This window comes from Gemmatimonadota bacterium, from assembly GCA_016712265.1.
Classification (GTDB): domain Bacteria; phylum Gemmatimonadota; class Gemmatimonadetes; order Gemmatimonadales; family Gemmatimonadaceae; genus RBC101.
Genome location: JADJRJ010000028.1, coordinates 1,323,190 through 1,346,581, shown reverse-complemented (window position 1 = coordinate 1,346,581; position 23,392 = coordinate 1,323,190). Strand labels below are relative to the sequence as shown.

The window sequence follows — 23,392 nt, the reverse complement described above, 5'->3', positions numbered from 1 at the left end:
CATGGCACGCAACGCGCGTTTTGACGCCGAGCTGAAGGGCCGGATCGACCAGCTCAAGGCGGACAAGGTCTACAAGGTCCTGAACTACCTCGACTCGCCGCAGGGCCCGCGAGTGCAGATGGAAGGGCGCGGCGAGGTGTTGATCATGTCCTCCAACAACTACCTCGGCCTCTGCAACGAGCCGAGCGTGGTGCAGGCCGGCAAGGACGGACTCGACCGGTTCGGGGCCGGGACCGGAAGCGTCCGGTTCATCTGCGGCACCTTTACGGTGCATCGCGAGCTGGAAGCGGCGCTCGCCGGGTTCGTCGGCACCGAGGCGTCGATGACCTTTGTTTCGGCGTGGACGGCCAACGAGGCCCTCACGGCCAACATCGTCGAGAGCGGGGACCTCGTGTTGTCGGACGAGCTGAACCACGCCTCGATCATCGACTCGATGCGCCTCGCGAAGGCCATCACCAAGTGTTCCACCGGCGTGTACAAGCACGCCGACATGGACGACCTCGTGGCGAAACTGGAGGCCGGCAAAGACGCGCGGCGCAAGGTCATCTGGACTGATGGCATCTTCTCGATGGAGGGAGCCATTGCGAAGCTGCCGGACATCCTGGAGATCGCCCGGCGCCACGACGCCATCGTCGTCATGGATGACTCGCACGCCACCGGCGTCCTCGGCAAGACCGGACGCGGGACCGCCGAACACTTCGGCGTACTCGGCGAGGTTGACGTGATCACGTCAACGTTAGGCAAGGCGCTGGGCGGCGCGGCAGGTGGCTTTGTGGCAGGGTCGACCGCGCTGTGTGACATCCTCACCCAGCGGTCGCGCCCGCAACTCTTCTCGAACGCCCTTCCGGCCACGGTGGCGTGCAGCGCGATGCAGGCCGTGCGCGTGACCGAGGCTCAGCCCGAGCGGGTGCAGCGCCTGCGGGACAACGCCACCTACTTCCGCGAGCAGATCACCGAGGCGGGGTTCAAGCCGATCCCAGGAGCGACGCCGATCGTCCCGATCATTGTCGGCGAGACGGCGGCCGCGATCCAGATGAGCAACATGCTGCTGGACGAGGGCGTGTTCGTGACTGGCTTCGGCTTCCCGGTGGTCCCGCACGGCACGGCGCGGGTGCGCTGCCAGCTCTCGGCGGCGCATACGAAGGACGATATCGACTTCGCCGTGCGCGCGTTCAAGTCCGTGGGCCGAAAGCTCGGGCTCGTGTAGGACGGGCAAATGGTAAACGGCAGGCGGCAGACGCGAGCGAAGCAAGCGCCCCTGATCCGGCAGGCGTGGACCCGCCGCCCGTGCCCGAATGCCCCGACTCCTGCCGTCGCCTACCGGACCTCGATTGTGAGCGGCCGGCCCCGGTAGCGCGCGGGCAGCACGGCGCGGCGTACGGTCACCGTGCGGTGGCCGGCACCAACCACGGTGACCTCGACATCCACCGCGGAGACCCCGGCCGCCAACCCGAAGTGGACCGGAACGTCTCCCTGGGCATCGTACCCGCTCCCCGAGTCGACCAGCCGGGTGCCTAACAAGCGTCGCGTGCCGGCCCGATAGATCCGCACCTCGGCACCGGCGAAGCGGGCAACACCCTTCCCATCCACCACATGCACCGCAAGGGAACGAGCGGCGGACGCCGGCGCCAGCGCGTTCAGCCATACCATCTGCATCCCTGTAGGCGCCGAACCCGTCAACCAGAGGTCGAGGTCGCCGTCCTGGTCGGTGTCGATCCACTGCACGCCGTGGTCGGCCTGTTGCGCCCCAATGCTGTCCGGGGTGACGTCCACGAAGCGGTCGCCGGTATTCCGGAAGAGGAAGTCGCGATAACTCACCCCACCTGTAATTGTTCCATTGAGGTACAGGTCGATCCGTCCATCATGGTCGACGTCGGCCAATGCACACGCGTCGTACTTGCCGTCGACGGCGATTCCCCAGGCGCGGGACACGTCGTCGAACCGGCCGGCGCCGCGATTGAGGAAGAGCGCTGGCTTGCCGTAGTTGGCCATGACCACGTCGAGGCGCCCATCATTGTCGACGTCGGCCACGCAGGGGCGCACGGTGCCGAAGGCCGTGTTCCCTACCGAGCGCCCACCGGCGGCGATCCCGGAAGAACCGGACACGTCCGTGAACCGGGCACCGTCGTAGCGCCACAGGGCGTTTGCCGTGCCGTCCATGTTGGCCGTGAGCAGGTCGAGGTGGCCATCGTCATCGGCGTCGAACCAGAGGGCGCCCACCGTCGGCCGCGGATCCGCGACCCCGAGCGCCGCCGCGACATCGGTGAAGCGGCCTCCATCATTGCGGTACAGGGCGTTGGCGCGGTCGCGGAGCGCGAGGAACAGGTCCACGTCGCCGTCGGCGTCATGGTCCACAAAGGCGAGTTGCCGCACGGCCACGGAATCCCGGGCCAGCCCGGCCGCCGTGGTCACGTCCGTAAAGCGTGATCCATCGTTGCGGTACAGGCGGAGGACACTCCCCTGCCCCGGAGCGAACCCCACCAGGAGGTCCGGGTCCCCATCACCGTCATAGTCCCCCCACGCGGCCGCCCGCGTGGGGCGCGCGTCCGCAACCCCCGTCCCCGGCGCTACATCCACGAGGACCCCTGCATCATTTCGGTAGAGTCGGTTCGGCGCGCCGTTCATCCCCACGAACATGTCCGCATCGCCATCCCCGTCCATGTCGGCCGGGGCGTTGGTGAACGACACGCCGGTGGTCCGCGTCGACGCCGGCCCAGGCGTGACCTGTGGCCCCCGGGCCCACGCCACCACCCCGCCCTTCATGACCCAGGCGACCCGCCGCAAGGCCGTGATGTCCTGCAGTGGATTCCCCTCCACCGCCACCAGGTCTGCCAGCCGCCCGGGCGACACGGCGCCGATCGAATCGGCCATGCCTAACGCGGCTGCATTCACCGCAGTGAGCTGGCGCACCGCGTCCATCGGCCGCAGTCCGGCCACCTGGACTCGGTAGATGGCCTCCCGGGCGTTCTGCCCGTGCGCACCGGCGGTGGCATCGGTCCCGTTGATCACCCTCAGTCCCGGCACCGCCATCGCCCGGCGGAACACCGCCAGCTTGCGCGGGATGCCCTCCTCCATGAACCGAAAGCCGGCCTCGTCGTAGTTCCCGATGCCCAGGTAGCGGGCCTTTTGCTCGATGTAGTTCTGCGACACGAGCCCGATGTTGGGCTCGAAGTACGTCCCTCGCTCCGCCATCAGCGCCAGCTCGCGGTCCGTGACCTGCGACCCGTGCGTCACCGCCCAGCACCCCGCGTTCGCGGCGGCTCGGACGGCCGACGCCGCGTGCGCGTGTACCCAGATCCGTTTGCCCACCGCGCGCGCTTCCTCGCAGGCCGCGGCAATCTGGGCGTCTGACAGGGTCTGGTCGCCCCCTTCCCGTATGCTTTTGGACGCGAAGATCTTGATGACGTCCGCTCCGCGGGACGCGGTCTCGCGCACCCACGCACGGATCTGCTCGGGACTGCGTGTGGTGTCACTCAAGGCCGCGAGTGAGGTCAGCAGGCGCGGGCCAACGATCTCGCCGCGCGCGAGCAGGTCACGCAACTCGAGGTCGGCATTGGCCCCGATGCTCTGGACCGTGGTGAACCCCGCGCGAAGCAAGGCGTAGGCGTTCTCGCGCGCTCCATACTGTCGTTGGGCCGCGTTCTCCCCCTGGTTCGAGGCGCGGCCATCGGGCCCAAAGTGCGCATCGAGGTGTACATGCGTGTCGATGAACCCGGGCAGCAGGGTGAGGTGCCGCAGGTCATGGGTCACCACCTCGTTCCGGCGCGCCGCACGAATCGACTCCACGCGCGACCCCGTGAGGGTCACCACCACGTCTCGCCGCGCGGACCCCGTCCCATCGACCAGCAATCCGGCGCGCACGGTGACGGGGGACTGCGCGGCGAGCGACCACGCATTCAGGAGGACGGCCAGCAGGGGATATCGCATGCCCCCACGATGCAGCCGTCGCACGCGTTCCGCCACCGGAACTGGACCGTGCGGCGACGCACGAACGCCCGCCGCGCGGTCCCCTTGCCCGACGAGTGCCGCCGACCCGACGCGCTCTGCCGTCAGAGCTGATCCGCGATCGCCGCGATCTCCTCGGCCTCCTCCCACGCCTCGCGGAGCGACTGCAGCTCCCCTTCGAGGGCCGCACGTTCCACCGTCTCGTGCAACGCCATCTCGATGGCCAGGCGCGCCGACGGCGCCCGGTTCTTCAGCGCGCCGACGAGGGAATCGTCCCACCAGTAGCGCCGCCCGCGCCGCCAATCGCTCGCCTTGCCTTGGCGGTTGAAGAAGGTGTCCGCGTGCGCATAGCGGCCCAGGAGGCTCACGGCACGATCGAGGTCCTCGGCGGACCCGCCCGTGGCGTTGATGGCGACCAGCAACCTTCCCAAAACGCGCTGTGCAGGCGGGCCGGCCAACTCGGTGCGCCCGGCCTCATGCTCCACCTCGAGCTTCCAGCCCCAGGGGTTGTCGTCGTGCAGCAGGCGCGCCTCGGGGAGGTGATACGCCTTCACGGCGTGATGCCCACGGCCGCCTGGCGTCGGCACGTGGGCGTAGGTCTTCAATCGGTAGGTGTACACGTCCCGCATCGACCCGGCGAGGGTCACCAGCGCCATCGGCGGATAGAAAATGAAGGACGACGCCATCCAGAGACTGGAAGACCAGGTGGGTTTCTGCGCTGGCGCCGACTGGACCACGTTCTGTCGCCGCTTCTCGAAGAGCGGCAGGTAGCGCCAACTGGCGAACTCCGGCCGGAGGGGCTCCCCGATGCGCACCAACTCGAGCCCCTCCCGCAAGCGCGTCATGCCCACGTTGTCGGTGGATACGCGCAGTGGCGTCGAGCGATACAAGCGCTCACACTGCTCGATCGCCTCCCAGCGCTCCTCGATGGCCGTCAGGTTCCAGCGTCGGCAGCTCCTGCATACCACCCATAGTCGTCCGCGCCGAGAGTCGAACGCCAACCGGCGCCCAACCGGGAACTCCTCCACCATTTCGTTGGAGCCAAGGTCCGACGTGCAGAACAGGCAGGTGGAGTACATCGCGACGTGGCGGGGCTTCGGGACGATGGATCCCGGCGGTGAGCCGCGCAAGCGCAGGGCCGGCCCCGGGCGCCGTCTTAATCATCCCTTCATCCCATCCCGGATGCGCGTCAGGGCCGCCTGCACCCGCGGGGGACCAACAGCGCATCGGCGATTGCGGCGATCTCCTCGGCCTCGCCCCAGGCGTCCTGCAGGGTGGCCAGCTCTCCCTCCAACGCCCGCCGCTCCTGCTCCTCATGCAGCGACATCTCCAGTGCCAGAAGGTCCTCCAGCTGGTACGAGGCGAAGGACCAGCGCTGGCCAGCGACTGAACAAAGGACCCTGCTCGTCTTGGTTGCCCTCGATGCGCGGGCTGGTCGCGCATCGCGCGATGAGCCCCTGGGCCCACCCTCCGCATCGATGCGAGTGAGCGAGTCCTCGATCTGGCGTTCCGAGCCGCCACGGGGGTTCACCAAGGGCATCACCGGCGCCAAGAGTCGGCCGCCGGACACACGCATCAAAGGCCGGCCGGCACCTCCGGACCGGCCATCAAGTGAAGGGCGCGACGGACACCGCGCAACAACTGTGACCCGGCGCACAGGTGCCGGCCGCTCGACGGGAGCGTCGGGCTTGAGGCCAGTGGCGCCGGTGACCCTCGCCCGCGCTGCCTCGTCTCCCTTCTGAGAAATGAGGGCTTCGGCTCCACAGTCGGGCCTCCAGCAGTGACGGACCCCCACCTCGGTACCATCCTATGCGCATCGCGCGGCAGCTTGGCCTTTCGCTGGTCGTCCTCGCCCTCCCGGCGGTCACGATCGCCCAAACGACCCCCTCCCGTACCAGCTTCGAGAACTCGTGGTATTGGGGCGCCAAGGGCGGCGTGTCGTCCTTCGACCCGAACGGCGCCGGCCGCGTCACCGCCTCGTCGATCGGCGCGGAATGGTTGATCACCCGCAGCCGCGGCGCGCTGTACCTCTCCGTTGATCAGTCGTTCTTCGACGATGTCGCGGGCGTCTACGACCCGACCGTGCAAGGTTCGGTGCGTCCGGTGGACGTCAGCGACTGGCGTCGGTACGGGATCGGGCTGCTCGCCTTCCCCGTGACCTGGGGCAACATGAAGCCGTACGCCGGGCTCGGCCTCAGTATCAACGTGATCCAGAACGCGAACCCGCAGGGCACCTTTACGACCACGGCGTCGCAAACGAGCGTGTTCGATGACGTGGCCGAGCAGACCTCCAAGGTCTCGGCAACGATGACCGCCGGACTCCAGATCCAACTCGGCCGTGCCGCCCTGTTCGGGCAGGCGTCGGCGATGCCCACGCGGAACAACTTCCTGATCTCCGGCTCCTCGCACACGTTTGTCCTCGAAGGCGGGCTGCGGTTTAACCTGGCGAGTGCCATCGACGTCCTGCGCTGAGGGCTCTCCGCGCCGGCGGGAACGGGTCGTCACCATCGGTGACGGCCCGTTTGGCTATTGGACGCGGCCAATAGTGGCGCCGGGGACGGGGCTAACGTTAGGTTGGTTCGGCTTCCCTCTCATGGATCTCCATTGAGCTGGTCCGAGCGATACGCGACACGGGTGGTCCTTGGCGTGCTCATGGGCATCGCGGGAGGCGGCGCGTCCATCTGGGCCGCCCCCCTACTGCGCGACACCCAGTTCATGGTGCCAGCCGTTATCACCGTCGTGGCGGTGCTCACCATCGGGGGCTTCTGGCCGGCGGCCATCGCCGCCACCATCACCTGGGCGGCGACGACGTTGTTCGTCCTCGCGCCGGGTGGCGACCTCCAAGCCATCTCCGGCGGCAACCTCGTCAAGGTCGCCATCGCCTTCCTGTCGTTTGTGGCCGGCTGCCTGGTGGACGCGCGCGCGCGTCGTGAACGCCGTGAGCTCGCCGAGCACGAACGACAACTCCTCGACTCGGAGTCCCGGAACCGTGAGCTGCTGAACCGGGTCTCGGAGGAGCGCGACCTCCTCGACGCGATCCTCGCCACGACGGAGGCGGCGGTCTCGGCCATCGAACTGCCGTCGCGTCGTGTGCTGTTCGCCAACCAGCGATTCGCCGAGATGTGGGGAACGACGCGGGAGGCGCTGCTTGGACAGGGCGTGGTGCACCTCGGGATGGAATTCGCGACACCACAGGGGGAGCCCTACCCCTCCGGCTGGCGCCCATCGGATATGGTGCTGGAACGGGGAGCCCTGGTGCGCGACCGCCACATGCAAATCCGCGTCAGGGGTCGCCCCTGGCGGCACTATAGCGTGAGCGGCGCCGCGTTGCGCGATGCGTCAGGCGTCGTGACCGGCGTGGTGTTCTCCACGATCGACGTGACCGAACGTGCCGCGACCGCCGACGCGCTCTCCGCCTCTGAAGAGCGGTTGCGACGGCTGACCGACGCCGTCCCGGGCTGTGTGTACCAGTTCACCCTCTCCCTCGATGGGCGCCGGACTTTCACGTTCATCTCCGGGGGGATGCGTGAGTTGCTCAACGCCCCGGGCGACGGCCCCATCCCTTCGTTCGACCAACTCCTGACCCTGGTGGCGGGGGCGGATCGCGAACGCCTGGCCCGCACCCTGGACGACGCGGCGCGCACGGCTTCCCGATGGACCGAGGAGTTCCTGCTGGAGCTGCCTGGTGGCGCTCGCAAGTGGATCCGGGGAACCGCGGTCCCGGACACGCCGCACGACGATGGCTCCGTCACCTGGCACGGGCTCCTCCTCGACATCACCGATCGCAAGCGACTGGAGGACGACCTCTTCCAGGTGCAGAAGATGGAGAGCATCGGCCGGCTGGCCGGCGGGGTCGCGCACGACTTCAACAACATTCTCACCGCGATCCGGGGCAACGTGGACCTCCTCCTCGAAGCCATGGAGGACACCCATCCACACGTCGCCGAGCTCCGCGATATCCAGGATGCGGCCCAGCGCGCCACCACGCTGACGCGACAGCTCCTCGCTTTCTCGCGCAAGCAGGCCATGCAGGCGCGGCCGATCGACCTCGGCACCCTCGTTCGTGACATGGAGAAGATGCTGCGTCGGGTCATTGGCGAGGACATCGTGCTCCTGACCCAGCCGTCGGAAGAGCTCGGCACCGTGCGCGCGGACCCTGGACAGCTGGAGCAGGTCCTGATGAACCTCGCCGTCAATGCGCGAGATGCGATGCCAAACGGGGGACTGCTTACCCTCGAGACCCGATCAGTCCAACTCGACGTTGCGTCCGCGACGGGCCTCGGCGTGGCCCCCGGGGACTACGTCTCCCTGGTGGTCCGCGATACGGGCCATGGCATGGACGAAGCCACGCGGGCGCGGATCTTTGATCCGTTCTTCACGACGAAGCCGGCGGGTAAGGGGACCGGCCTCGGTCTCGCCATGGTCTATGGCATTGTGCGCCAGAGCGGCGGGGCGATCACCGTCGAGACGGCGGTCGAGCGTGGAACCACCTTTAGGCTCTACTTCCCACGCACCTCGCGCACCCCGGCACGCCCGGTCGAGCGGAACACCCCGCCCTCGGTCGACGCGACGATGATCCCGGTCGGCGCCAAGGTGCTCCTCGTGGAGGACGATGCCGCCGTCCGGTCGCTGACGCATCGGATGTTGCGCGACGCCGGGTTCATCGTGCGTGAGGCCGCCGACGCCTACGAGGCGTTGACCATCGCCGGACCTGAATGTGCCGGCCTGGCCGCCGTCGTCACCGACGTGATCATGCCGGGGATGGGCGGGCGCGACCTCGTCCACGAGTTGCGCGCACGGTGTCCTGATCTTCGCGTGCTCTACATCTCGGGGTACCTGGACATCGACGTCCAGCGCCTCGAACTCGACAGCCACACCCGCCTGCTGGCAAAGCCCTTCTCTCGCGATGCGCTCCTGCGGCACCTCACGGCGCTGATCGATCGTGAGGCCGCGCCACTCGCCTAACGCCTGGGTTGAGGACCGCTCACCCACGGTGACCCGCGGAGCGAGAACCGCAAGGGCCACTCCGCCGCCTGGGTGATCCCGACGCGTGGTGTCCGCAGCACCTCCGCGTCCGCCACCGGATCACCCGACAGGATGCGGAGCCGCCCCCGGGACAAGGAGACGCCGTCGTCGGAGCCGGTGATCCCAAACGCCTGGCAGAGATTCCCCGGCCCGCGGGCGAGCTGCCGATCCGGGACGGCGCCACGCCGCCGCTGCATGACCTCGCGCCCCTCCAGCGGTTCCACCGCGCGCAGCAACACCGCGCTCCCGTGGCCGACTTCCCTGGTCACGGCGTTGACGCACCAGTGCAGGCCGTAGATGCGATAGACGTACGCGCGCCCCGGTGGCCCGTGCAGGTGCCGCGTGCGCTCGGTCCATCCCCGGGCGCTGTGGCACGCGGGATCCTCCGGCCCGAGGTAGGCCTCCACCTCAACGATACGCCCACGGGTCATCCCCGTGGGCGTTCGATGTTCCAGGACACACCCCAGCAGGTCGCGTGCGACCTCTTCCGTGGGGCGCGCATAAAACGCGGCCCCCAGGACACGTCGCGACGACCGTCGGGTCACCCCGCCTTCTTGGCGGCCTTGGCCTTGGGCTTTCGCGGGCGGGCGGCGGGCTCCGCTGGCGCCTCTTGCTTGGGCTTCTTGTCTGCCTTGCCCTTCTTTGCCGCGGGCTTCTTCTCCTTTGCGGCAGGAGCCGGTGCAGCAGCCGGCGCGGGCGCCGTACTGGCTGTGGACGGTTTGGCTTCAACGACGCCGACCAGGAGCAGTTCCGGCGGCGGAGCGGCGCCGGCGCGACCGCGCGGCGGCAAGCCGCGAGGACCCATCCCACGCGGGGTTGGCGCCGATGCGGGAGCCGGCCGCGGGGTCGCAGCTGCTTCGGCCGCCTTGACCTGATCTGCCACGCTGGCCGCCTTCGCGGGCAGCGAGACTTCGTAGTCGTCGCCGCGACGACGCAGGTCAATCACCTCGGCGTCATGGGCGTCCCGGAGGATGCGATGGAAATTGCGTTCGGAGAGCGACTCGGAGTTCCGGCCGAGCAATTCGAAGGCCTTGCGACGCACCACGCTGGACAGCGCGGCGTCCTCACCGCTCACCACCGCCGCCGTGGCATTGCGCGCGAGATCAAACGCTTCGGCGCGGGTGAGCCGCTCACCCTCACTCCCCATGGGATCCACGGGCGCCGCCGGCGCTGACGCGCGTGCCGGTGCCGGGGATGCGGAAGCAGCAGGAGCGGCACTCGGAGCAGAGGCAGGAGCGCTCGCCGCCGCAGCCGGTGCCCGCTCGCGATCACGGTCGCGCCCGCGACCACGCCGACGACGTCCTCCGCGATCTTCGCGTGCGGCCTCCGGCGCGCTCGCTGGCCGCGCCGCGTCGGTCGACGCCACGACGACCGGAGCACCGTCGGGCGGCGAAACCTCAAGCTGCCCGTTCTCCAGCTTGGTGATCTTGACTAACCCCTTGTCCGCAGCATCCGACACGAAACGACTGAACTTCGAGTACCCGGACCCGACACTCTTCTCGTCAAACGTGGCGTCCAGGTCCTGCATCACCTGTTTGAGGCGATCAGACCGCATCACGTCGCCGTTCTTCTGCATGCGCGTGATGGCTTCCGTCACCAGCTCCCATGGATCCCAGCGTCGGACTTCTTCGTCGCCGGACTTGACCAGCCCTGCCAATGCGTTGTAGCTGTAGTATTCGTCGCAGTTCATCACGAGGAGGTCGCTCGACGACTCCCGGATGCCGACCCCGATGACGTACTTGCCGTATTCCTTGAGCTTCGTGACGAGGGAGGCAAAGTCACTATCGCCGGAGAGCAGGATATAGGTCCCGATCTCGGGGCGCGTGAAGACGAGCTCCATAGCATCCACCGAGAGGCGGATGTCGGTCGCGTTCTTCTTGGAAGAACCGTACGCGGGCGCCATGATCATGTCGATCGACGACTCCGCCAGCGGCACGATGTACTGCGGGTAGCGGCGCCAGTCGGCGTAGGCGCGCTGGACGGCGACCTTGCCCTTGATGATGTCGGACCCAAGCAGGTTCCGGAGCTCGCCGGCGAGGTCGGAGCGGATCCCCATCGTGACGTTGTCGAAGTCGATGAGGAGGGCGGCGTTGGGTGCGTGCTGCACGGCCGGCGCACCATACGCGTGCTGGGGCAGCGCCTGCGGGCCCCGATGGAGGGGGGCCACTGCGGCGCGTGTTGCCGCCGGGCGGTTCGAACGCAATTGCATATCGTGAATTGTTGGTGTGCCCTCTCCGCACGCGGACGCCGGAGATCGAATTCCAGTCGCGTTCGGCGGCGGCACACGGAAGAGCCACCCAACGCGGGCGAGGCCACGCGGCTTGCGCCCCCACTTCGGGAGACCAGCCCGCCTCTGCTGCCCTCAGCCGCGGCGCGCTCACCGGCTCCCCGCGTGGGCGCGGAGACACCGGTGTCGCACCAGGAACTGGCGCCCCAACCTGCGGGCGCGAAGGGCAACGGCAAGCAATCTAACCACTTGCGCGGGGAAAGGGATCACCTCTCCCTGTATCTTCCGTGTCGAAACCACACGCCCGCGACCGCGTAGGCCCCTCGTGACGCTCGACTTCCGGAAGCGACTCCTGCTCGCCCTGTCCCTGTTCTCGATCATCCCGGCCGCCGTGGTGACCGTGGCTTGGGCCGTCGTCACCTGGCGCGCCTTGCCCCTCGTCACGGCGGGCGCGGCCTGGGAGCGGGTGGTGGAGAGTGGAAATAGCGCCCTGGAAGCCACCGGAAGGGACTCCCTGAGCACCGACGCCCGAGCTGCCTTGTTGGCTCACGCCCGCGAACTCGAGGACGCCGCCACTCAGGCACGCCGCCTGGAGTTCATCATCGAGCGGTTTTCACCGGTCGTTGCCCTGGCCGCAGCCGCCGTGCTTCTCCTCGTCGGACTGGCGGCTTCGCGCGTCGCCGGGCACCTGAGCCGACAGCTCAGCCGCCCGGTCCACGAGCTGGTCGGCTGGACCCGGACGATTCGCTCCGGAACCCCGCTCCCCGCCCAGGCCGGGGCCCGCGGGGCCCCGGAGTTCGAGGTCCTGCGAACGGGGATGCGCGAGATGGCCGCCGAACTCGAGCTGGGGCGCCAGCGCGCGGTGGAGGCCGAGCGGTTGGTGGCCTTCCGGGAGACCGCCCGTCGCGTGGCGCACGAGCTCAAGAATCCCCTGACCCCCATGCAGTTCGCGTTGGCCAACCTGCGCCGCGTCACGTCGCCCGAAGGGGCCGAGAGCCTGCGCGTCCTCGAGGAGGAGACGGGCCGGCTGCAGCGCATGGCGACGAGCTTTTCTCAGTTTGGTACGCTGCCCAGCGGGCCACCGGCGGCGGTAGACATGGCGGAGCTGCTCCGCGCCACCGCCACCGCGTGCGTGCCATCACACATCGCGCTTCGCCTGGAGCTCGCAGCCGACCTGCCGCCGCTCCTCGCCCAGCACGATGCGCTGCAGCGTGCCGTGATGAACATCATCCTGAACGCGGTGGACGCGTGTGGAAACGCGGGCACGATCACCGTCCGTTCGCAGCGGGAGGGCGCCGGCGTGCTCACGGAGGTTGTGGACTCGGGCCCTGGAATCGACCCTGCCCTGCTCCCCCAGATCTTCCAGCCGTATGTCACCCGAAAGCCGGGGGGCACCGGGCTGGGGTTGGCGATCGCGCAGCAGGTAGTGCAATCTCACGGCGGCACCATTGTCGCCCTGTCACCCCCAGGTGGCGGGACCACCATTCGTTTTCACCTGCCCGTCCACCCCGTCGAGGTGCGTACATGAACGGACCGGAATTCCTGATCCCGATCGCCTTCTTCATCACGGTGGGCAGCGTGATTCGGATGGTGCTGCAGCACAAGGAACGTCGCATGGAACTCGAGGGACGCGGGGCCGGTCTCGGTCCTGAGGGCAATGTCCGACTCGAGCGCATGGAGCAGGCGATCGACGCCATGGCGGTGGAGATCGAGCGCGTCGCCGAAGCCCAGCGGTTCACGACGAAGTTGCTCAGTGAGCGTGGCGTAGCGGAGCCGGCCAACCTGCCGCCAACGGCGCGGCGCTTTCCTTCCTGAGGCGTTATGCAGACCCGCGACGAGATCCGTACACAGGTGCAGGACCAAATTCGTCAGGTGGTCCGCGATGCGCGCGATGCCGCGCGTGAGGCCGCGGCCGAGGCGACGGGCGGAGCAATGGGCGGGGCGACGGGTGGGCTGCAGGGCGGACCGGACTTCCCAGCGCCGACCACCCCGATTGACGGCAACTTCCTGCTGGACGTGCTGCGCGGTGAGATCAGCGTCGCGCGCGAGGACGTCGCTAATCTCACCGCGCGCCTGGGGTCCGGCGCGCCACGGCAGCAGGAAGCGATCGAGGCGCAACTGAACCAGGCAAGCACACGGCTCAACCAACTCCAGGCCCGCCTCGATGAGCTGCTCAGTGGCCAGCCGGCGATCACATTCACCGAGCAAGGCGACCCCTTTCCGCCCGGACTGGACGGCGAACGCATCGAACGCATGGCACGGAATGCAACTGAGGGATTCTTCTTCACCGTCGTGGCCCTGGCGATCGGGATTCCTCTCGTGCGGGCCTTTGCCCGCTGGTTGGACCGACGTGGAGCACCGGCGGCCGCCCCCGAGAACACCGGGCGCCTCGACCGTATTGAGCAGGCGCTGGACTCTGTCGCCGTCGAGGTGGAGCGCATCGCCGAGGGACAGCGATACACCAGCAAGATGCTCGGCGAACTGCGAGCGCTCCCCGCCGCCGATCCCCTGCCTCCATGGACGGCGCGCCCGCGCGACACCGAGCGCGTTCGTCACACCACCCCGGTCTGAGCCATGCCGCAGCCAACCCCTCCCCCGCCACCCGCCGTGCAGCCGCTCGCACAAACCAACCAGGAACGGGCGATCGAGTTGATCCAGGGACAGATCAACGCCGTCCAGGCGGAGATCAAGGCGCTAACCGGTCAGCTGACACCTGGCACCACCGAAGCGCGGGAGGGTGCCATTGAAGACCAACTCTCAAGTGCGCAGGACCGGCTGGAGTCCCTCCGAGAGCAACTGGACCAGGCGATCACCGGCAGCACGCGGCCCGGCGCCTCTGGGGGACAAGACTCCAACGACATTCCGCGCGGCGTTCAGAACGTCATCGAGATGGGCATGGTGGGGCTCGTGATGATTTTTCTCGGGACGCCCATCATCCGGATGATCGCCCGACGGTTCGAGCCGCGACCGGTCGCTCCCGCCGGCGCCGATCCCAACCCCCGCCTGGATCGCCTCGAACAGGCCATCGACGCCGTCGCCATCGAGGTCGAGCGGATGTCGGAGGGCCAACGATTCACCAACAAGCTGCTCGGGGAGATGAAGGCACTTCCCGCCCCTAACCCGCTCGAGCAGTGGCCCCAGGGCGCCCGGGTTCCCGAACCCATCCGCCAGCACGAACACAAGGGCTGAGCCTCGCCCATGCCGTCCGTCCTCATCGTCGACGACGAAGCCAACCTTCGCCGCATGGTGTCCGCGCTGCTCGGCGCGGAGGGATACGAGGTCCGCGAGGCCGTCGACGGTCGCAGTGGGATTGCCGCCGCAGTGGAAAGCGAACCGGACGTCGCACTGGTCGACCTGATGATGCCCGGCGACCTCGACGGGATCGCCACGATGACGATCCTCCGGGAGCGTTTCCCGGACCTTCCGGTCGTGATGATGAGCGGCAAGGCGGCGCTCAGCGACGCCGTCCGTGCGACAAAGCTTGGGGCCTTCACATTCCTGGAGAAACCGCTCACGCCGGATGGGGTGATCCTCGCGCTGGGCGGTGCCCTCGACCTCCGGTCCGCGCGGCGCGAGGCCGCGGCCCTCCGTCAGGAGCTTGGGATCTCCGACGAGATGGTCGGCGAAAGCGAGGCCATGCGCACCCTGCGCGACCTCATCGCCCGCGTCGCTCCGACCGACTCGCGCGTGCTGATCACCGGAGAGTCGGGGACCGGCAAGGAGTTGGTCGCCGCCGCGATCCACGCCGGAAGTGGCCGGCGCGACCGCGCGTTCATCCGCGTGAACTGTGCCGCCATCCCCCGCGACCTCGTCGAAAGTGAGATGTTCGGACACGAACGCGGGGCATTCACCGGTGCAACCGAGCGGCGCATCGGGCGTTTTGAGCTTGCGCACAAGGGCACCCTCTTCCTCGATGAGGTTGGTGACCTCGGGCTCGATGCGCAGGCCAAGCTGCTGCGGGCCATTGAGGCGCGCGAGATCGAGCGCGTCGGGGGCGGAAAAGCCATCCCCGTGGACGCCCGCCTGATCGCCGCGACCAACAAGGACCTGCCGCGTGCCGCGCGGGACGGCGCCTTTCGCGACGACCTCTACTTCCGGCTCAACGTCATCCCCATCGCGCTCCCGCCGCTGCGCGACCGTGCCGGCGACATCCCACTGCTCGTCAGGCACTTCTCCGTGCGGACGCGCGTACGCACCGGCCGTGTCCTCCCGGCATGGACCGACGGCGCGCTCGCCCTCCTGAGTGCGTACCGATGGCCCGGGAATGTGCGTGAGCTGGCGAACATCGTGGAGCGGCTCGTGATCCTGCACCCGGGCCAGCAAATCGCGACCGGCGACGTCCGACGCGTCATCGCGGTCCCCGAAACGCCGGAATCCGTTCGTGCCGTGGCCCTGGGAGCCGAATCTGCCGGCCCGCTCGCCGAAATGCTCGACGATTACGAGCGAGTCCTCATCACCCGCGCCCTCGCGGCGAGTGGGGGCAACGTGGCCGAGGCCGCGCGACGCCTCCAGACCGATCGACCCAACCTGTACCGCCGAATGCGTCGGCTCGACATCGCACCCGATGTCATTGCGACACAGGGAAGCTGACCTCCCGTGGGGACGGCTCGACCAGTGACAGTCGTGGAAGTTGTTGTGCCGACAAGGTCATGAGGCAACCTTGTGTGTGGTACGGCTCGTGCCATGGGAGCCGTGTCCCCCTTCCGTTCGGTTTCCCGATGACGCGCTCTCTTCTCTGCCTGGCTCTCGCCACACTGTCGTCCGCGCCCACGCTTCGTGCGCAACGGCTCGATGCGGCCGCGATTCCTCGCGAGGTGGTCGATGAGGTCATGGCGCTGCACGACGCGCAGGGGACAACACGCGCCGAAGGCGCGTATACCCTGCGCGAAGGGGTGACCCTGGCTGACCTGGTGGTGCTGAGCGGACCGCTCGTGATTGAAGGCCGTGCGACGGGCAAGGTCATCGTGATCAACGGGGACGCGGAGTTTCGGCCCGGCGGCATCGTCGAAGGCGACCTGCTCGTCATCGGTGGTCGAGTCGTCGGCGCGCAAGCAGGGCAGGTCCGAGGGAGCATTCGAACCTACAGTGCCCGCCTCGCGTACGAGCAGCGTGGCGAACGCATGGTGTGGTCGGAACGTGCCGAAGATCCCTGGTGGCGCCGTCGGGATCGTTGGCGCGATCGCGGGTGGGGCGACCTGCGCTTGGTGTCCGCCAGGACCTACAACCGGGTGGAGGGGCTGCCCATCCAGTTCGGTCCGGTCTTCGGCCGCGAATTTGACTGGGGGCGACTCTCCGTTGATGCGCTCGGGATCATCAGGTCCGCGAACTCGTTTGCGTGGACTCCCGACAATGTCGGTCACACCGCAAAGGCCGAGTTGAGGCTGGGACAGTCCCAGGGGCTGCGCTTCGGGGCGCGGCACTTCGACGTCGTGGAATCGGTCGAGCGCTGGCAACTGAGCGACGCCGAATCCGGCCTCGCAGCGTTCTTCCTGCATCGGGATTTCCGCGACTACTACTCCCGACACGGCGGATCGCTCACCGCCTCGGTGTACCAGGGGCGTCAGCTGGAGCTTGGCGCCACCTGGTCCGACGTCCGGTGGGGTTCGCGGACGGCGAACGATCCCTGGACGCCGTTCCGTGACACCGATCGCTGGCGGGCGAACCCGCAGATGGACGAGGCACAGATGCACCTCTGGCAGGGCTTTGTCCGGCTCGATACGCGCAGTGACGAACGCCAGCCCACCACCGGCTGGTACCTGTCGGGCGAATACGAGTACGGGGACGGCACGACCACTCGTTATGCACCCACCACGGCGGGCGTGCGCCTCCCGACCACCGACGGGGCGACGACCTACGATCGGCTGTTCGTCGACCTGCGGCGCTACAACCGCGTCGCCCCGGGCGCACAGCTCAACTTTCGGCTCGTCGCCGGCGGATGGCTGAGCGGTGATGAGCTGCCCATGCAGCGACGGTTCTCCCTGGGAGGCCCCGGAGCGCTCCCCGGATACAACTTCCGCCTCCCGACCGTGACGAACGGGGTGGACCGGCTCCTGTGCTCGAACCTGCAAGGCACCGCAGGCACGATCCCTGTGGGGTCCCCGGGCGAATGCGAACGGATGGCGATGGCCCAGGTGGAGTTCCGCGGCGACCTCGGTTTTGATCCATTCGGGATCCTCGATGGCGATCGTGAGTGGCGCCGCCGCGGGTGGGGACGTGGGGCGCAATGGGTCGTCTTTGCGGACGCGGGCCGCGGGTGGCTCGTCGGCCCCGAGGACGGCGGCCGCTCGTACCCCCGGCACACGATCCCGAGGCTCTCCACATTCCATACGAACGTCGGGCTCGGTCTCGTGCTCGACGACCTTGGATTGTACCTGGCGAAGCCCCTCCACCAACCGGACGCGCCCGCCAACTTCTTCATTCGCTTGCGTCCGAGGTTCTGAGTGGTCGGGTGGGCGCGTCGTGCGGTGAGCGTGGGTGCGGCCCTGGCGGGGCTGCTGACTGCGCCTGCCGCGCTCGCCCAGGGGCGCCCACTCCTCCAGCTCCTCCTTCCGCCCAGTGACTCGCTGGCGATCGTTGGACCACGCGTCCGCGCCACGGGGGTACTCGGCGCCAACGCGATTCGCGAGCTCCTCGATCATGGCTTCCCTGCCCGACTCACCTACCAGGTTGAGCTGTGGAGTACCGCGGGTGTATTCGACCGGCGCCTGCAGACGACGACGTGGGCCGTGGTCCTCCGTTTCGACCCGGTGCGCCGGCTGTACGAAGGCGTGCGGGTCGTGAACGACGACGTCACCTCGATTGGCACGTTCGAGCGGCTTGCCGATGCCGTGCTCGCCATCGAACAGCCAGAGCGCGCCACGCTCCGCGGAGCCTCGGACGACACCGCCCCGCTCTACTACACCGCGACCCTGACCCTGGAGATGCTCTCCGTCTCGGACCTCGCCGAGCTCGAACGCTGGGTGCGCGGCGACCTGAACCCGGCCGTCCGTGGTCGGCGCAATCCGGGGACCGCCCTCGGCCGCGGGGCACGTACGCTCCTGTCGCGGCTCCTGGGCGGCGAGCGGCGGGTGATTGAAGCAAGGAGCGCCGTGTTTCGGGTGCGGCGCAACGGTTCGTAGCCACATTCCGCGCGGCCTCGCCGACCGATACGTTCACGGAACTCGTTCCGGATCCCCATGCACCCGATGTTCCTCCCAGAAGTCGAGTTCGGACCGGCGGCTGGCGCGTACGGAAGCCGCATCGACGGACTCCGGCGGCTTGGCGCGGTGGTGCCGCAGATCATGCACTTGTTCGCCTACAAGCCGGCGGCGACTGACTTCCTCGCCCAGTACACCCAGCAGGTCATGCGCGGCCCGTCGCCGCTGTCGCCGGGCCAACGTGAGCTCATCGCAGCCTTTACCTCCAGGCGAAACGACTGCCCGTTTTGAACGGGGTCCCACGCCGCGGTCGCGGCGGAGCTGCTGGGATCGCGCGAAGTCGTGGACGCCGTGCTCTCGGACTACACGACGGCGCCGTTGTCCGACGCGGAGCGCGTCCTGTTCGGGTTTGTGGTGCAGGTCAACGAGGCCTCGCATCGCATCGGGCCCGACGACATTACCCGCGTGAAATCGGCCGGCTGGAGCGAGGAGGCGATCTACGACGCGATCACGGTCTGCGCGTTGTTCAACTTCTACAACCGCTGGATCGACGCGACGGGCGTGAGCGACATGCCAGCCGAAGCGTACGCGCAGGGCGGGCGTCGCACGGCGGCACATGGTTACGCCACGCCACCGGGGCCCGCGGCGAAGGCCTGAGCGGCACGTCGGACACGCGAACGTGCATGGGGAGCGGAGCGGCAGCCCCGCCCTCGATCATCTGCCGTCTCGTTCCTAACCCAGCTGCGCCCGGATCATGGCCAGCTCTCCCTGTACCGCGCTGCGATCCAGTTCACGGTACGCGGGTGGCAGGAACTTCGCATCCGTGCACTCCAGGACGGCGGCGAGGATCTGCAAACGCTTCTCCAGTGACTGCGCCGACGGCACAAAGTCCGCCAGCGCCGCTGCGAGCCGATCCTTCGCGATGGTGTCTTCTCCGGCAATCCGCGCCTGGCGTGCGGCACGGGTAATGATTCCCTCGATGTCGGCGCCCGAGAGCATGCCGATGTGGGGGATAGACTCCGCGGCCGGCAGTGCATCGGGGGCAAGCGCCGTCCCCACCTTCCGAGCCATCGCCGTGAGCATCGCTTGCAGCTCAACGCCGCTATCCGGGTAGAACAGCGGGATATGGACCTCGGCACGTCCCTGCCGCTTCAGGTCGATCGGCAGGAGGTCGGGGCGCGCCGTCATCAGGACCCAGATGATCTGCCCCCGATACGCAGAGTTCCCCATCTGGTGGGCGATCATGCCGAAGACGCGGCTGGAGACTCCGCCGTCACCGCCATCGTCGCGGTCGCCGAGCATGGCGTCTGCCTCGTCGATGATCACCATGACCGGGCCCATGGCACGCAACACCGCGAGCACGTGCTCCAGGTTGGCCTCGGTCTCGCCGACGTACTTGGAGCGGAAGTTCTTCAGCGTGACGCATGGCATCCCCATCTCGCCCGCTGCCGCCATCACGAGAAAGGTCTTCCCGGTCCCGACCGGGCCGCAAATCAGGTACCCCATCGGCGCGAACTGGCGTTGGCCACTGGTGACCAGCTTCGCGTCCTCACGCAGCGTGCGCTTGGCTGCGTCCAGCCCCACCACGTCCTCGAGCGTCCAGCGAGGTTCGACAAATTCCAGGAGGCCGTGACACTGGCGCTCGATCAGCCCCTTCTTTAGCTGAGCGAACGCCTTGCCGGTCAGCGCCCGGCCATCCAGCGCCGCGCGCAGCGGCGGCGCGAGGTCGTTGAGCGAGAGCCCCGCCGTTTCCTTCGCGTACCGGTCGAGGGTCAGTCCGTCGGACAGGGTCGGGGTGCGACCGTTCACCATCGCCTGTACAAAGCGAATTCGCTGTCCCTCGTTTGGCAATGGGATCTCCTGCACCATCACGTGGGGATTCTGCACCAGGCGCGTCTGCAAGTTGGAACGCCGCTCATCGATCATGACGCAGGCGAAGTCGATACGACGCACCTGCGGCGCGGCGGCCCAGTTCACCATGGTCACGGCGGCCGCGCTCGCGGACAGCGAGAGGGTGCCTGGTTCCGCTGACGGAAAGACGAATGAGGCGTGGTCCACCAGGAGCGCGACGCGCAGGCGCTCCTCACTCGGCGTGTGCAGCTGGCGAATGAGGTAGCGATCCAGCGCAGCGAACACCGCTTGCGGCTCGACCACGCGCGCCTTCTCCAGGTCCGTGCCGAAGATGTCCGCGGTGCGCGGCAACATCGCACGGAACCGGGTGATGTCGCGTCCGGCGAACGGCCGGATCCCACGCCCGACGTCATAGTGCAGCACGAGATCCCAGGACCCGAACAACTGCTCGGCGAGGAAGGTCGTCACCGGACCGTAGGCCGTCCCGGGGTCTGGCTCGAGCGGTACCTCGTCGTACGTGTTCCCGTGCAGAATGAAGACCGAAGCGGTCCCGGCGTAGTATGCGTCAGCGACCGAGCGCGCCCAGTCCGGGTGCCAGTCGGGCACGACACGTCCGTTGGTCAGGGAAGTGCTACTCACGGACACGCACCGCCGCGGAATTGAGGATCATGGGGGCGTCGGTCGTCGACAATTCGAGGTCCTTGAGTGACACCATGCGCGACTCCACGTCCTCCGACAGCTTGAGGGTGTCGGTGAACGCGGTCACCTGCGCGGCAAGCTCGGTGGGGTCCTGCCGCGCGATGGCCGACTCGGCGAGTGCCTGCGCTTTCCCCTCAATGCGTTCCAGCTCGACCTCGATGAACTTCGCGTCATGCTCTGCCTTCTCGAGGTTCGCGATCCTCGTCGTGAGGTCCTTCAGCGTGTCTTCAAGCGAGCCCACGAGCCGCGCATCATTATTGGCGCGTGCGGTCGCCAGCTGGCGCTCGGTGCGCACCTGGCGGTCCTTGATCTCCAGCAGGTTGCTCTGCTCCAGGAACGTGAGGAGTGAGTCCCTGGTGATGAGGAGGCGGAGGTGAAAGAACAGCAGCCGATTGAGGGCGGTCTGCCGCATGTCGTCGGCGGGGGACGGTCCACTGCCCACACCGGACGCCAGATCCTGCATCTGCTCGCAATGCGTGACCAACTGACGAAAGCGGGTCCGGTCCCGCGGGTCGAGGCGATCCAGCAACTTCAGGAACGTCTGCGAGGAGGAGACGGCCGTCGCCGAGCGATTCACCTTGTGCAGCTGCGCATCCACCGCCTGTTGGAAGCGCGGGTGCGACGCCAGCCCAAGCGCGACGAGCCCTTCCACGCCGAGGACCATCGGCACCAGGGCGTCCGGAAAGGGCGACAGAATGGCGAACGCCGCACCTGCGCCGAATAGCAGCAGGTTCCACTTGTTTCGGAAGGCGGCGCCAAAGTAGCGGCTAAAGCTCGGGCGAGGTGGCGTAGAGGGAGCCATCAATCCCCTGCCTTCGTGGAGGTCTCCAGGGTCTCGATCAGGTCGCGCACCTCGAACACGGTCTTGATGAAATCCGGTTCGCGTTGCATCACGAGCGCCGGGCGATCGGGCGGCGGCACCGGCATCTCCTTGAGGATCGTGCCCGGCGCGCTGGAAAAGATGTGCAAGCGATCGGCGACGTACACGGCTTCCTCGATGCTGTGGGTCACCAGGAACACCGTGGCTTGTACCTCGTGCGCCAACGCCACCAGAAGATCCTGCATGGCATACCGCGTCCGCGGGTCCAGTGCCCCGAACGGTTCATCCATCAGGATGACGCGCGGCTTGAGGATCAGGCTGCGCGCCAGCGCGACGCGCTGGCGCATGCCCCCTGAGAGTTGATGCGGGTATTTGTACTGATCGCGATCGACACTGAGGCCGACCTTGCCGATCCACTCCCGGGCGCGCTCGTACCGTTCCGCGGTCGAGACCCCCTGGCACTCGAGGCCAAAGGCGATGTTGTCGATCACCGATCGGTTGTCAAACGACGTGTAGTCCTGGAAGACGAATCCCCGATCCGGACCGGGGCCGGTGACGGGTTTGCCCATGACTTCCACGGTGCCGGTGGTGGCCGGGTACTGTGGCGTGAGCCCAGCGATCAGGCGAAGGACCGTCGACTTTCCGCACCCCGACGGGCCGAGGACCCCCACGATCTCCATGTGGTTCGGGTTGTCCTCGATCGTGAAATTGATGTCGCGGACCGCGGTGTAACCGTCGTCGTAGGTCTTGGAGACGCCGGCGAACTTCACGACCGGGGGAAGCGCGGGTGGGGCGAGCAGGGCCGGCACCACCGGGGTATCGAGCAGCTTGGGCGCGACCGGCGCCTCGAGCAGCTTATCATGCGGCGCCGGCGTCCCCGGGGTCCCGCCCGTGGTGGCGTTCTCACTCATGGACCGGCCGGTACGGAAAGAAGCCGCGCTGGAAGAACTTGAACCCGTGGTCGATCAACCAGGCGATGAGTCCGATGACCAGCAGCGTGGCCAGGAGGTGTTCGGGAAGTCCGCGTCGCTGGCTCTGGAGGAGCATGAAGCCGAGCCCCGCCTTGGCGTCCACCACTTCGGCGAGCATGACGTAGCCGAACGCGAGCCCGAAGTTGGAGCGCAACGTCGCGTAGATATCGGGCAGCGCGAGGGCGATCAGCACCTTGGAGATGATGTGCGTGGAGGTTGCACCCAGGGTTTGCGCGGTGTCGACATACCGGTCGTGCACCTGGACGATCGCCCGCGCGGTCTCGTGAAACATGAAGGGGGCGCACGCGAGGAAGAGGAACATCACCTTCTGCAATTCCCCGACCCCAAAGGCCTGCAACGTCAACGGCAGGAGCGCGGCGACGGGGATATTGCGCATGAACACCGACACCGGTTGGGCCGCGGCGTCCACCAGGCGATAGGCCCCGGCCACGATCCCGAGCGGAATCGCCACAAGCGCCGCGAGGCCAAAGCCGAGCAGTACCCGCTGCATCGACGCGGCGATACTGCCCACCAGGTTCCGATCGTTCACCAGCGCCGGAAACGAGCGCAGCACCTCGCCAGGGCTCGGCAGCACGGTGGGGGAGATGCTGCGGGACTCCGGCGTGGGCCCCGACGTCAGGAAGGCCCAAATCGCCAGGACGAGGAGCACGGTGAACACACCGGCCCCCCGGCGAACCATGGCCGGGGGGAGGGTGCG

21 protein-coding genes are annotated in these 23,392 nt (G+C 68.0%); 12 read left to right on the top strand and 9 right to left on the bottom strand.

Annotation, left to right across the window (positions count from 1 at the left end):
- Nucleotide 1: 1 nt before the first annotated feature.
- On the top strand, nt 2–1,207 hold the full coding sequence (locus IPK85_12565; GenBank protein ID MBK8248222.1) for a glycine C-acetyltransferase: 1,206 nt from the start codon (nt 2–4) through the stop codon (nt 1,205–1,207).
- 110 nt (nt 1,208–1,317) lie between these two features.
- On the opposite strand, the gene IPK85_12560 is transcribed toward IPK85_12565, so the two are convergent.
- From IPK85_12560 to IPK85_12550, 3 genes are all read right to left on the bottom strand, one after another.
- Nucleotides 1,318–3,927: a VCBS repeat-containing protein gene (locus IPK85_12560; GenBank protein MBK8248221.1), complete on the bottom strand. Its 2,610-nt coding sequence runs from the start codon at nt 3,925–3,927 to the stop codon at nt 1,318–1,320.
- A 122-nt stretch (nt 3,928–4,049) separates the two neighbouring features.
- The gene (locus tag IPK85_12555) at nt 4,050–5,024 is read right to left on the bottom strand and encodes a hypothetical protein (GenBank protein ID MBK8248220.1); all 975 of its coding nucleotides are present in this window, start codon (nt 5,022–5,024) and stop codon (nt 4,050–4,052) included.
- Between the two features lie 110 nt (nt 5,025–5,134).
- Nucleotides 5,135–5,272 carry a hypothetical protein gene (locus IPK85_12550; protein MBK8248219.1) on the bottom strand — a complete coding sequence of 46 codons (138 nt, stop codon included), beginning with the start codon at nt 5,270–5,272 and terminating at the stop codon, nt 5,135–5,137.
- Between the two features lie 482 nt (nt 5,273–5,754).
- Between IPK85_12550 and IPK85_12545 the strand changes: the two genes are divergently transcribed.
- Entirely contained in the window at nt 5,755–6,417 is a 663-nt protein-coding gene (locus tag IPK85_12545) for a hypothetical protein (GenBank protein MBK8248218.1), read from the top strand.
- 132 nt (nt 6,418–6,549) lie between these two features.
- Nucleotides 6,550–8,910, top strand: a complete 2,361-nt coding sequence (locus tag IPK85_12540) for a response regulator (GenBank protein ID MBK8248217.1) — start codon at nt 6,550–6,552, stop codon at nt 8,908–8,910.
- Here IPK85_12540 and IPK85_12535 read toward each other — a convergent pair.
- A complete protein-coding gene (locus IPK85_12535; protein ID MBK8248216.1) occupies nt 8,907–9,488 on the bottom strand; it encodes a DNA-3-methyladenine glycosylase in 582 nt (193 codons plus the stop codon). The two genes, IPK85_12540 and IPK85_12535, sit on opposite strands and share 4 nt — an antisense overlap.
- Before the next feature lie 23 nt (nt 9,489–9,511).
- The gene (locus IPK85_12530; protein MBK8248215.1) at nt 9,512–11,077 is read right to left on the bottom strand and encodes an NYN domain-containing protein; all 1,566 of its coding nucleotides are present in this window, start codon (nt 11,075–11,077) and stop codon (nt 9,512–9,514) included.
- Between the two features lie 445 nt (nt 11,078–11,522).
- On the opposite strand from IPK85_12530, the gene IPK85_12525 reads away from it, so the two are divergent.
- The 9 genes from IPK85_12525 (at nt 11,523) to IPK85_12485 (ending at nt 18,990) form a co-directional block, all read left to right on the top strand.
- On the top strand, nt 11,523–12,725 hold the full coding sequence (locus IPK85_12525) for a hypothetical protein (protein ID MBK8248214.1): 1,203 nt from the start codon (nt 11,523–11,525) through the stop codon (nt 12,723–12,725).
- Nucleotides 12,722–13,012: a hypothetical protein gene (locus tag IPK85_12520; GenBank protein MBK8248213.1), complete on the top strand. Its 291-nt coding sequence runs from the start codon at nt 12,722–12,724 to the stop codon at nt 13,010–13,012. The genes IPK85_12525 and IPK85_12520 overlap by 4 nt, the downstream gene beginning before the upstream one ends.
- A 6-nt stretch (nt 13,013–13,018) precedes the next feature.
- Entirely contained in the window at nt 13,019–13,768 is a 750-nt protein-coding gene (locus IPK85_12515; protein MBK8248212.1) for a hypothetical protein, read from the top strand.
- 3 nt (nt 13,769–13,771) lie between these two features.
- Nucleotides 13,772–14,386: a hypothetical protein gene (locus IPK85_12510; protein ID MBK8248211.1), complete on the top strand. Its 615-nt coding sequence runs from the start codon at nt 13,772–13,774 to the stop codon at nt 14,384–14,386.
- 9 nt (nt 14,387–14,395) lie between these two features.
- Complete coding sequence (locus tag IPK85_12505) at nt 14,396–15,787, top strand: sigma-54-dependent Fis family transcriptional regulator (protein ID MBK8248210.1); 1,392 nt, start codon at nt 14,396–14,398, stop codon at nt 15,785–15,787.
- Nucleotides 15,788–15,915: 128 nt separating this feature from the next.
- On the top strand, nt 15,916–17,637 hold the full coding sequence (locus IPK85_12500) for a BamA/TamA family outer membrane protein (protein ID MBK8248209.1): 1,722 nt from the start codon (nt 15,916–15,918) through the stop codon (nt 17,635–17,637).
- Between the two features lie 30 nt (nt 17,638–17,667).
- A complete protein-coding gene (locus IPK85_12495; protein ID MBK8248208.1) occupies nt 17,668–18,315 on the top strand; it encodes a hypothetical protein in 648 nt (215 codons plus the stop codon).
- 57 nt (nt 18,316–18,372) lie between these two features.
- A complete protein-coding gene (locus tag IPK85_12490; GenBank protein ID MBK8248207.1) occupies nt 18,373–18,624 on the top strand; it encodes a peroxidase in 252 nt (83 codons plus the stop codon).
- A gap of 51 nt (nt 18,625–18,675) precedes the next feature.
- The gene (locus IPK85_12485) at nt 18,676–18,990 is read left to right on the top strand and encodes a peroxidase (protein MBK8248206.1); all 315 of its coding nucleotides are present in this window, start codon (nt 18,676–18,678) and stop codon (nt 18,988–18,990) included.
- 75 nt (nt 18,991–19,065) lie between these two features.
- On the opposite strand, the gene IPK85_12480 is transcribed toward IPK85_12485, so the two are convergent.
- Genes IPK85_12480 through IPK85_12465 form a run of 4 tightly spaced genes read right to left on the bottom strand, consistent with a single transcriptional unit; the run spans nt 19,066 to nt 23,374 of the window.
- Nucleotides 19,066–20,823 carry an ATP-binding protein gene (locus IPK85_12480; protein ID MBK8248205.1) on the bottom strand — a complete coding sequence of 586 codons (1,758 nt, stop codon included), beginning with the start codon at nt 20,821–20,823 and terminating at the stop codon, nt 19,066–19,068.
- Nucleotides 20,816–21,685 carry a hypothetical protein gene (locus IPK85_12475; protein ID MBK8248204.1) on the bottom strand — a complete coding sequence of 290 codons (870 nt, stop codon included), beginning with the start codon at nt 21,683–21,685 and terminating at the stop codon, nt 20,816–20,818. The genes IPK85_12480 and IPK85_12475 overlap by 8 nt, the downstream gene beginning before the upstream one ends.
- Entirely contained in the window at nt 21,685–22,614 is a 930-nt protein-coding gene (locus IPK85_12470; protein MBK8248203.1) for an ABC transporter ATP-binding protein, read from the bottom strand. Before IPK85_12470 ends, IPK85_12475 begins: the two co-directional genes overlap by 1 nt.
- Nucleotides 22,607–23,374, bottom strand: coding sequence for an ABC transporter permease (locus IPK85_12465; GenBank protein MBK8248202.1), 768 nt, complete (start codon nt 23,372–23,374; stop codon nt 22,607–22,609). Before IPK85_12465 ends, IPK85_12470 begins: the two co-directional genes overlap by 8 nt.
- Nucleotides 23,375–23,392 lie beyond the last annotated feature (18 nt).